This window comes from Pseudomonas sp. PAMC 26793 (assembly GCF_000313235.1).
In the GTDB taxonomy this organism is placed as follows: domain Bacteria; phylum Pseudomonadota; class Gammaproteobacteria; order Pseudomonadales; family Pseudomonadaceae; genus Aquipseudomonas; species Aquipseudomonas yamanorum.
Genome location: NZ_AMXG01000058.1, coordinates 238,636 through 249,472, shown reverse-complemented (window position 1 = coordinate 249,472; position 10,837 = coordinate 238,636). Strand labels below are relative to the sequence as shown.

Below are 10,837 nucleotides of genomic sequence, written 5' to 3'. Positions count from 1 at the left end.
GAGCCTAGGCGAGGCACCGAGTGGTGGGGCAAAGACCTTTTGGTTACTTTTGGCTGGGCCGGCATTCCGGGCGTTTGCCAAAAGTGACCCGCTGTAAGAGCGGAACCACAAGTGGCCGTTACCTAAATAACGGATATGTACACCCAAAGCCCCAACGATAGACCCCACCAATCACCCAGTCAGCCCAAGCAATTGGACGCAACGCAGACATGCTTCTACCCTGACAGCCTGCGCCACCCAAGAAGCCCGCCCATGATCGTCCGTCCCAAACCCAACCTGCTCGGCATCCTGTTCTCCCTCAAGGGCTCAATCGCCAAGCGCATCGCCCTGCGCAGCCTGCTGGTCACCCTGCTGGCCTCCGTCATCGTGCTGGTCGAAACCCTGCACCCGGCCTACTTCTCCAAGGTCAACGCCACACCCTTCACCCTCCTCGGCCTGTCACTGTCGATCTTCATGAGCTTCCGCAACAACGCCTGCTACGACCGCTGGTGGGAAGGCCGCAAACAACTGGGCCAGATGATCATCGAAATACGCTCGCTGATCCGCGAAACCCAAATCCTCAGCCCCACCGATCGAGAAAGCGTACTACGTGGCCTGTGCGGCTTCGCCCACGGCCTGATCGCCCGCCTGCGCCTGGAAGATGAAGCCCAGGCAATCAAGCCGTGGGTCAACCCCAAAGCCAGCCACCCCAACCTCCCCGACAGCATCCTGCAAGACCTCGGCGCCCGCTGCTCCACACTCGCCGAACAAGGCCACATCAGCGACTGGCGCTACACCCAACTCGAAACCCGGCTATACGGCCTGAGCCAGGTCCAGGCCTCGTGCGAGCGGATCAAGCACACGCCGCTGCCCTTCCCCTATACCCTGCTGCTGCACCGCACCATCTACCTGTTCTGCATTCTGCTGCCCTTCGCCATGGCCGAGCCGCTGGGCTGGCTGACGCCGGTGTTTACCGCGATCGTCAGCTACACCTTCTTCGGCCTGGATGAAATCGGCGACGACCTCGAAGACCCCTTCGGCTTTGACGAAAACGACCTGCCCTGCAACGCCATCCTGCGCACCCTGGAGCGCGAGATTCTCGCGGCCCTCGGCGAAACCGAGCTGCCGCCAGCCCTTGAGCCCATTGAATTCGTGCTGACGTGATGCGGGTTTGACACTCGCGGTGACCTGACCGAAGCTGGTGGCTTTGCACTAGCTGCCAAGCTTTCGGACGCCTGCATGTCAAAGTCACGCCGTTACTCCATCATCGGCCTGTGCGCCCTGTTGTTGATTGTGCTGATCACCTGGTATTTCACCCGTACGTCACCGGTGGTGGTGCCCCCGGCCATCGCCCACGGCTACGCGAAGGCCCTGAAACAGGCGCATAACGGCGAACCCGGCGCCGCCCGCGTGCTGTATCAACAACTGGGTCGCCCGGACCTCTCCGATGTGCGCCGCGCTGCCCTGCATGCCGAACTGCCCAACTACCCCAGCCCCCAGGCCCTGAAGCTGGCGGACAAGGACTTGGCCAATGACGCGCCCATGGTGCGTGAGGCGGCGATTCACAGCATTGTCGGCCTGGTGCCCAGCGGCCAGCGCACGCTGTTGCTGGGCCCCTTGCTGGATGACCCAGAGCAAAGCGTCCGGTTTGCGGCGGCCAATGCCTTGCTGGGGCTGTCTCCCGACACCCTGGGCCTGTACTTCGGCCCCTTGCAGCAGGTACTCGACGAATACGTGAAGTTGCTCAAGGCCCAGCCCGAAAGCCCCGAAGGCTGGATTCAGCTGGCACGCCTGTACATTCACAGTGCGCTGCTGCCCGATGCCCAAAATGCCCTGGAACAGGCAATGCGCCTGCAACCGGATAACCTGCAAGCAGTGGTCGCGCAAATCGAACTGCTGGACAAGCAGGGCAAGGTCGACGAGTCCCGCCAGCTCCTGGCGAAGCAGTTGCAGGCCCATCCTGATTCCGCCTACCTGCAGCATGCCCTGGGCATGTGGCTGCTGCACCATGGCGAGCGCGCATTTGCCCTGCTCAGCCTGTCCCGGGCGGTGGAGCTGGAGCCGAACAATCAGGATTACCGCTACGACCTGGCAACCACCCTGCACGCACAAGAGGAACTCGAAGCCGCACAGCGCCAACTGGAAGAAATCGTCCAGCGCAACCCGGCCAATCGCAAGGCGCGGGTCTTGCTGGTCAACTACTGGAAGGAAACCGGCCAGCTGCAGAATGTGCAGGTGTTGCTGGCCCAGCTGGAACAGCAAAACCCGGACGATCCGGCGTTGCAGCAAGGCTTGTAGGGACTGCGAAAAGCTGTAATTGACACAAAACGTTGAACCGCTACATGCCGCTACGGTCAAGTAAATATGGCGCGCCCCAGCCGGCGCTGCCGACTACTTATTTGTGACCCGAGGGCACTTCTTGTCTACATCCAAAGAGCTGTTCACAGCAAAGGCGGCCACCGGTATTGAAGGTCTGGACGACATTCTTGCCGGGGGGCTTTCCCGTAGCCATTTGTTCCTGCTGGAAGGTGAACCCGGCACCGGTAAAACCACCGTGGCCCTGCATTTCCTCCAGGCCGGCGCAAAAAACGGCGAACGATCGCTGTACATCACCCTGTCGGAAACCGAGCGTGAGTTGCGCCAGGGTGCCAAGTCCCATGGTTGGGACCTGGACGAACACATTCACATCTTTGAACTGACGCCCCCCGAAAGCCTGCTCAACGCCGAGCACCAGCAAAGCCTCCTGTATTCCTCGGACCTTGAGCTGGGCGAAGCCACTCGCCAGATCTTCGAAGTGGTGGAGCGGGTCAAGCCCACCCGCGTCGTCATCGACAGCCTTTCGGAAATCCGCCTGCTGGCGCAAAGCTCCCTGCGCTATCGCCGGCAGATCCTCGCAATCAAGCACTACTTCGTGCGCTACGACGCCACGGTGTTGCTGCTGGATGACCTGACCACCGAATCCCTCGACAAAACCGTACACAGCGTGGCCCACGGCGTGATTCGCCTGGAAGAGCTGACCCCCAACTACGGCGCCGAGCGCCGCCGCGTGCGGATCGTGAAGTACCGTGGCCAGAAGTACCGCGGTGGCTATCACGACTTCACCATCATGGAAGACGGCGTCCATGTGTTCCCGCGCCTGGTGGCGGCCGAGCACCGTGGCGGCTACAACCGCCAGACCCTCACCAGCGGCATCCGCGAGATGGATGCATTGCTGGGCGGCGGTATCGAAACCGGTTCCAGCACCTTGATCCTGGGCCCGGCCGGTACCGGCAAATCCCTGATTTCGATGATCTTCGCCGCAGCGGCCGTCTCCCGGGGCGAAAAGGCCGCCCTGTTCATTTTTGACGAAGAACTGGGCCTGCTGTTCGAGCGCATGCGCAACATGGGCATCGACCTGGACGCCCTGCAAGCCACCGGCAACCTGCTGATCGAACAAGTGGACGCCGCCGAGTTGTCCCCCGGCGAGTTCTCCCACCGGGTGCGCCGCTGCGTGGACGAACGCGGGATCAAGACCGTGGTGATCGACAGCGTCAACGGCTACCAGGCCGCGATGCCGGAAGAAAACGCGCTGATCCTGCACATGCACGAGCTGCTGCTGTACCTCAACCGCCGTGGCGCCGCGACCTTCATGACCGTCGCCCAGCATGGGCTGGTGGGTGACATGCAGGCGCCGGTGGACATTACCTATCTGGCCGACACCGTGATCCTGCTGCGTTACTTCGAAGCCTTGGGCAAGGTGCGGCGGGCGATTTCGATCATCAAGAAACGCACCGGCAGCCATGAGTCGACGATCCGTGAATACCGTATCGGAGGCCGGGGCATGACCATCGGCGCCCCCCTCGAAGCGTTCCAGGGAGTATTGCGCGGCGTGCCGACCTACATGGGCACCGATAACCCGCTGCTCAAGGATGAAAGTTCATGAGTGGCCTACCGGCCATTTCCGAACGGGCGATCATCCTGGCGCCCCTGGGCCGCGACAGCTCCCTCGCCTTGATGATGCTCAATGAAGCCGGGTTCAACGGCATCATCGCCAGCCATTTGCAGATGCTGTGCGAGGAACTGGAACAGGGCGCCGGCTTGCTGATTGTGGCCGCCGAAGCCATGCACGGTGTCGATCTGGAACCGCTGCTGAGCTACCTGCACCAACAGCCGGCCTGGTCGGACCTGCCTATCGTGCTGATGACTCATCATGGCGGCAGCGAACAGAACGGGTCATCACGCTTGAGTGCGCTGCTGGGCAACGTGACGTTCCTGGAGCGGCCGTTCCATCCGATCACCCTGATCAGCCTTGTGACCACGGCCCTGCGCGGACGCCGCCGGCAATACGAGGCACGTGACCGCTTGATCGACCTGAGCCAGAGCGAACAGCGCCTGCAAAGCACGCTGGAAACCCTTGAACAACAGGTGGAAGAACGCACGGCGCAGCTGCGCAATAACGAAGAGGCGCTGCGCCAGTCGCAGAAAATGGAAGCCGTCGGCCAATTGACCGGCGGTATCGCCCATGACTTCAACAACATGCTGACCGGGATTATCGGCAGTCTCGAACTGCTGCGAAGGCGTGTCGCCCGGGGCCGCACCGAAGACCTCGACAGCCTGATCGACCTGGGTGTCACTTCAGCCAACCGCGCGGCGGCCCTGACCCACCGCTTGCTGGCCTTTTCCCGTCGCCAGTCATTGGATTCAAAACCGGTACAGATCAATCAATTGGTGAGTTCGATGGGCGAGCTGCTGCAACGCAGCCTCAACGAAAGCATCACCCTGGACATCCGCCTGACCGAACAGTTATGGACCGCAGAAGTCGACCCCAATCAACTGGAAAGCGCCCTGCTCAACCTGGCCATCAATGCCCGGGATGCAATGCCCAACGGCGGCAAACTGGTGGTGGAAACCACCAACCGCCACCTGGACAGTGTGTTTACCGCCGCCTACGGCCCCCTCACACCCGGCGACTATGTGGAACTGAGCGTCAGGGACACCGGCTGCGGCATGCCCGAGAGCGTGATCAGCCGTGCATTTGACCCGTTCTTCACCACCAAACCCATCGGCCAGGGCACCGGGCTGGGGTTGTCGATGATCTACGGGTTTGCGCGCCAGTCCCATGGGCATGTGTCGATCCACAGCGTGGTGGGTCAGGGCACCACCGTCAGCCTGTTCCTGCCGCGGTTTGTCGGCGAGGTCATTGCAGATGAACCGCTCAACCCGGCACTGCTGCCGTTCGCCAACGCTGGCGAGACGGTGTTGATCGTCGAAGACGACCCGGCCGTGCGAGTGCTGGTCAGCGCCGTGTTGAGCGAACTGGGCTATGCCTTCGTCGAAGCCGGTGACGCCGACGGTGCCATGCCGATCATCGAGTCCAGCCAGCGCATCGACCTGCTGATCAGCGACGTTGGCCTGCCGGGCATGAATGGCCGGCAACTGGCGGAGATCGGACGGCAGGTGCGCCCGGAGTTGAAGGTGTTGTTTATCACCGGGTATGCCGAGCACGCCGCGGTGCGCGGTGGTTTCCTGGACCCGGGCATGCAGATGATCACCAAGCCGTTCACCTTTGATTTGTTGACGGCGAAAGTACGGGAGATGATCCGGGCGTGAGGTAGGCCCAGCAAAACCCGGCAATCATTGGTTGCCGGTGGTTTGGAATCGGCACCGTGGGTTCGGGTACGTAGGTGTATACCTTGGGGAGCAAAGTTTCTCCGGGGCGTTTCCTACACTTACTCGATAAGGAAGCCCATGACCATTTCTGCGTCCCGCCTTGCTCCTCCTCTGCAACTGCCCGCAAATGCCGACGCGCAGCAGCCTTCTGCCCAGCCGCAGGCTGCTGCGCCTGCACAACCTCTGGCTACATCACCCGAACCCAGCGAGCAGGCCAAAGGCGACAGTGAGCTGGCGGGATTGTTTGCGCAAACACTGCGCACCGCAGCGAGCACTGGAAAGCTCAACGATATTACAAACATCCCCCCTGCCTCGTCCTTCGGCCAGTGGTGGTCACACCTGCACAAGGTGATGCAAAACCCAGACTTTGCCTCTTGGGCAAAAAGCCAGGGCATTGATCTTAGGAAGTCGACTGAGATCAATCACGGCGACGGTTCCATCACACCCATCGTCGGCGGTCAGCGCAAAAGGTTTTCGGGCGTCGACAACGACTATAAATGGAATTCAATGATGGCGCCGATCATGCAGGCCGCCAAAGCACTGACGTCGCAATATTCTTATGTTTATTTCACCCCCTCAAACGCCAGGACAGCGACTTACCAGGACGTCGCCGATTTTTATGGCGAACCTGACTTCCACCAAGCCATCAAAGGGAATCGGGCGGCAGAACTCGAACACTCCAAAACCTTTGACCGCGCAAAACCTGAAGCCAAACGATCCGAAACAGCTTTGAACGACCAAAAGGCCCGGCTGGGCGCGGCTCATGACAGGGTACGCGCCTATAACGTGCTGTCAGGTCTCTTTCGCGGGGCGGAAAACGCCTATAACACCGGAATGATAGAGCGTTCTTCTTTGGGGGCGCGGTACGAGAGCAGGCTCAACGCGCAAAGGGATCAATACATCCGCGACCGCGCGCCAGGCCTCATCATCCCGCTGCATCCCGACTCGCCCCGGCGGTTGAAGGGAGAGGAAACCGTCACCCTCGGAAAATACTTACACGATAACCAGTTGGACCTGCCCACTAACCGCGATGAACTACTCCAGCTTGGCCGTTTCCTGGATATGCATCCACTTTTGCAAACCGCCCGGGGAGATTACGGCGGAGCCTTGTCCTGGCCCGTTCCATTGAGCGATGACGATCGACAGCGCATGAAAAATGCCCTGAGCCAAAACACTCTGGGTATCAGTGACCTGCAAAATTATGATGCGCGTAAAGGCGTGTTTGACTATCTGACCTCTGGCCAACAGTACTCAACCTACGAGCGGGAAAACCCGCACCTTTTAATGGAAAAGCTTCTGGCCACACCCAAGGCTCAAGCGCTGGGCCAGGCGTTGCAGGAACAATTCAACGCGCCGTCGACCCCGCAGAGCATCGACGATTGGACCCTGGGTGCCCTGGGCGCCTCCCTCGATGAGGGATCCGAAGCAGGCACCACCTCAAGCCCGATCAGGACTGGCGTAGCCGGCTTTGACCTGGCTCGTCCTGAACACTGGGGCAAACACCCTTCAACCGTCACACGGGGCCTGGCCAGCCATCTGGTTGCCAACGGACGCGCCAGCGCCGAGATGGCGCCCGTCGCAGCCCACCTGCTGCTGTCGCGCAAGGCGCCCGCCTTTTTGGTCAAGGGTATCCCCGACAAGGTCACCTACGGCTCTCATACCTGGGTCACCTTCAGCGTCGCCGTGGCACGCCTTGAGGCCCGGGCGCCCGGCTCAACCTCGCGCATGAGCTTTTCGGAGGTCATGAAGCTGGCCGATGTGGCGCCACTTACCCCCCAGGACCGTCAGGTCGAAAAAATGGCCCAACGGGATGCGCTTAAAGATTGGGGGGTGGCCAACGGCGTACTTTTGGTGAACACCCAGGATGACTACACCGCCGATCAGATGAGCGTCGTATTCATGAAATTCAATGCTCAGATTCGCGAGTTGAGCGAAGCCTCGTCGGCCCTGTCAGCCCCTGTTCCCACGCGCAGGGAGATGGCCATTGAAGTGCTCAAGAGGGTCTACGGTCATGATGCTCCAGTGGAGGATGAACTTATCTATGTAAACCCTCCAAAAGCCGACTACCCTGGCCCCTATTCGCTGGTAGATCTTTATATGAAGGGTTATCTCCATAAGAAGCCAGAGGACGTTTTCGGTTGGTGGTCAGGAGACGACAGGGTCAAGCCTAAAACAAACACCTACGGCCTTCCCAATATCAATGATCAGTTTGATACGGCGATTCAAAAGTATTTTCTCGCGACGGAAAAGGGGATAGCCGCCCAGGTCAAAAACCTGATTGCAACGCTTCCTCTTGAGGACAGAAAAAACATTGAGCAGGGAAAAATCACCCCGCTCAGCGAAACTACGTATATCAGATACACCAGAGCACTCCATGCCCCCCTTCGCTCGACAACGACAAAAAAACCCATGTATTGCTTGTAAAAACCGAACTCAACGGCGTCAAAAATGTTTATGAAATCGACCTGAAACAAAACCGCGTTCGCAAACGTAATGAACTGAAAGACCACCCCGTGGGAGACATGGTGTATACCGAAGGCCATACCGTGACCGGGAGAGCGCTGAAGGAGGTCGAGCCAGACGGCACCTACTTGCGGGGCGTCACCGACGAAAAGCACCAGGAGGGTACGCCCAACAACTTTTTCAGCGAAAAGACCCGCTACATTGCCAATGCGATGGCCAAACATAGCGGCATCCGCGAGCTGGAGGCAGAAGCCAGGGGCCAGACAACATTCGATACCGAGGTGCCCACCTACAAGAAGGTCCAGGAATTCCTGCTGAACCTGATCCCGCTGCGCTCCGCCATCAATAACTTCATAAAAGGTAATACCGCAGCGGGGGTCACTGACGTGCTGTTCGATGCGCTCGGGTTTGTCGTGGGCCTGGGCGCTGCGGCGCGGGGGGCCAAAGTGCTGTCGGCCGGTGCCTCAACCCTTGCAAAGGCTGGGAGCGTGTTGAAGACCGTTGGGCGGGCGGCCATCGGCAGTCTTAATCCACTGGATGGGGCTGCTGACCTGGTGCGCGGCATTGGTGCGCTGGGCAAAGCAGGATTCAATCAGGGCCAAAAAGCGTTTAGAACACTGACGAACGCGGCCGATAGCTATGATCTCGTAAACGCCAGCAAACGTTTCGATGCGTCCTCAGCAGGCACTTTCAAGCTCAACAATGACGTAGTCGAAGGGCCTGCCGTACTTCAAAATGGCAGATGGCATCACTACGACCCCATCACTCGAAGTGCGTATGGCCCTGCGCTGACAGACTTTGTGCCTTCTGCAAAATTAAATTCGGAAGACCTCGGAAAATGGGCCACGGAGAAAGACATCACCACGAAAGTCGACCCTACCGTTGTCACCCAATGGAAAAAGACTGTTAATACTCATCGAGACGGTCCCGAAAAAAACTCCTTTGAGCGCGGTTACTCCTCTGGAGAAGACCCTGAAACGATAAGTGGCTTCTCGCATAGCATGAAAATACCGGATCTCATGAAACTTGTCGCCGACAAGAAAAACCTCACGGCAGAGCAAGTCGGGATGGTGGTCAAGCGATATGACGATCTCATCTATGATCTCAGTCGGAGTGGATCAGCCAGGTTTATCGATAATATTGAGCCTCGTTTCGGGGAAGTCATACCGATGCCACAAATTGTCTACATTTCTCAAACAGTGCAACTGAGCGATGGTCAATGTGCTGCACTTTCCTACGTGATGGCAAGTGCCATGGCGGAAGGAAAAGAGAAGATATTAATCAAAAACATGCTGACCGCAGCAGCTTTTCCAAGGGATCCTGCCTCCAGAAGTTTTATTGAGGGGCTCTCTAAGATCCATACTAGAGTCAGGACACCAACTGCCTTTAGTGCAGGCCAAACCGTACGACAGCTTTCAGTTAAAAACATGGTCGATGAACTGGCCAACTCCACTGTTTCAAAGTCTGTCATGATCGCCACTCCAGACCACGCAATGACGGCCGGCGTAAAAATCGAGGGTGCCAGCAAAAGCTATTTCTTTTATGAGCCCAACTTTGGCCTTGCCAACTTCAAAAGTGCAGACGCCATGGAAAAGGCACTGGAAAAACTGACCCACGATAAAAAACTGTTTCCGCAATATAAAACCTATAGTACTGACTCGAGCAAATTGGAGTTTCAGGTCGTTGACCACACCAATGACTGGAAGAAAAAAAAACGATGTTTTTGATTTTCAAGTTAAACCGTTATATGACGCCCCCCTTGCTGTTAAATCAACCAGCACAACAACCAGTCCCGCCCTGCCCGCTCCTGTCACACCGCAAGTCGAGCGGATCGATGTCCCTATATCGGACTTCGCCACGACCACGGATGGCCGTTCAGTGCTGAGTACTCGTGGCCTCAGCAATTGCACGGCGATTGCAGTGCTCACCGACTTCAGGGACGGCATCTATCATAAGCGAACATTGATGCACTTTCAGGGTGGCGTTCCGAGCGATGAAATGTATACCACCCTAAAGCAACTGGATGCGGACCTGGCAAATGGCGGAAAAGTCATATTTCTGGGAGGCGATTTGACCAAGAGCCCGGTAGGAATAGGCGTTGCCTTGGGCCAAAGTCACAACGAACAAAAGGTATTGTTGGATATCGTCAAAAAACAACCCGAATCAACAACCATTGGCACGGCATCCGGTATTGATATCAATCCCGATGGAAGCTACAAGTTGATAGAGGGCAATAATAATGTACCGACGGTGTTCGATCAGAACCAGAGAGCACAGGTGTTCGACATGGCCGACGACTGAGACGGCTGACCTATCCGTTCTGCCTGCGCTCTGACGGTCAATCAGGCGCCGGCAGCACCCGATGGTCGCACCAACAACCGCTGGATATGTTCCTGCAACGTATCCAGATCAAACGGCTTGGCCAGGATCGGCGCATTGCGCGTGATCGGGCTGTTGCAGTCGAGAATCTCCTGCGGGTAACCGCTGATAAAGATCACCTTCAATTCCGGTCGCAGCTTGATCGCAGGCTCGGCGATCTGCACGCCGGAGATACCGCCTGGCAGGCGATAGTCGGTGACCATCAGGTCCAGGTGCGGCTTGGTGGCGAGGATTTCGAACGCCTGCTCACCGTCAATCGCCTTCAACACCCGGTACCCAAGCCCCGACAGGTACTCGCCCAACACAAACATAATCGATTCGTCATCTTCGACGATCAGTACAACATCTTGTGCATCTTCACTCATGG

General features: G+C 58.2%; 8 protein-coding genes. 7 read left to right on the top strand and 1 reads right to left on the bottom strand.

Annotated elements, in window-relative coordinates:
* Positions 1 to 252 precede the first annotated feature (252 nt).
* The 7 genes from D109_RS0131630 to D109_RS1000000134500 all read left to right on the top strand — a co-directional run bounded on the left by D109_RS0131630 (position 253) and on the right by D109_RS1000000134500 (position 10,392).
* Positions 253 to 1,143 carry a bestrophin family protein gene (locus D109_RS0131630; protein WP_017480452.1) on the top strand — a complete coding sequence of 297 codons (891 nt, stop codon included), beginning with the start codon at positions 253 to 255 and terminating at the stop codon, positions 1,141 to 1,143.
* 75 nt (positions 1,144 to 1,218) lie between these two features.
* The gene (locus D109_RS0131625; RefSeq protein WP_017480451.1) at positions 1,219 to 2,277 is read left to right on the top strand and encodes a lipopolysaccharide assembly protein LapB; all 1,059 of its coding nucleotides are present in this window, start codon (positions 1,219 to 1,221) and stop codon (positions 2,275 to 2,277) included.
* Between the two features lie 121 nt (positions 2,278 to 2,398).
* A complete protein-coding gene (locus D109_RS0131620; protein WP_026078350.1) occupies positions 2,399 to 3,901 on the top strand; it encodes an ATPase domain-containing protein in 1,503 nt (500 codons plus the stop codon).
* Positions 3,898 to 5,568 carry a response regulator gene (locus D109_RS0131615; RefSeq protein WP_017480449.1) on the top strand — a complete coding sequence of 557 codons (1,671 nt, stop codon included), beginning with the start codon at positions 3,898 to 3,900 and terminating at the stop codon, positions 5,566 to 5,568. Before D109_RS0131620 ends, D109_RS0131615 begins: the two co-directional genes overlap by 4 nt.
* A 138-nt stretch (positions 5,569 to 5,706) precedes the next feature.
* Complete coding sequence (locus D109_RS0131610) at positions 5,707 to 8,052, top strand: hypothetical protein (protein ID WP_026078349.1); 2,346 nt, start codon at positions 5,707 to 5,709, stop codon at positions 8,050 to 8,052.
* On the top strand, positions 8,043 to 9,818 hold the full coding sequence (locus D109_RS01000000132275) for a hypothetical protein (protein ID WP_152416437.1): 1,776 nt from the start codon (positions 8,043 to 8,045) through the stop codon (positions 9,816 to 9,818). Before D109_RS0131610 ends, D109_RS01000000132275 begins: the two co-directional genes overlap by 10 nt.
* The gene (locus tag D109_RS1000000134500) at positions 9,787 to 10,392 is read left to right on the top strand and encodes a hypothetical protein (protein ID WP_177325551.1); all 606 of its coding nucleotides are present in this window, start codon (positions 9,787 to 9,789) and stop codon (positions 10,390 to 10,392) included. Before D109_RS01000000132275 ends, D109_RS1000000134500 begins: the two co-directional genes overlap by 32 nt.
* 41 nt (positions 10,393 to 10,433) lie before the next feature.
* Here D109_RS1000000134500 and D109_RS0131595 read toward each other — a convergent pair whose 3' ends face one another.
* Positions 10,434 to 10,835, bottom strand: coding sequence for a response regulator (locus D109_RS0131595; protein ID WP_017480447.1), 402 nt, complete (start codon positions 10,833 to 10,835; stop codon positions 10,434 to 10,436).
* Positions 10,836 to 10,837: the final 2 nt, after the last annotated feature.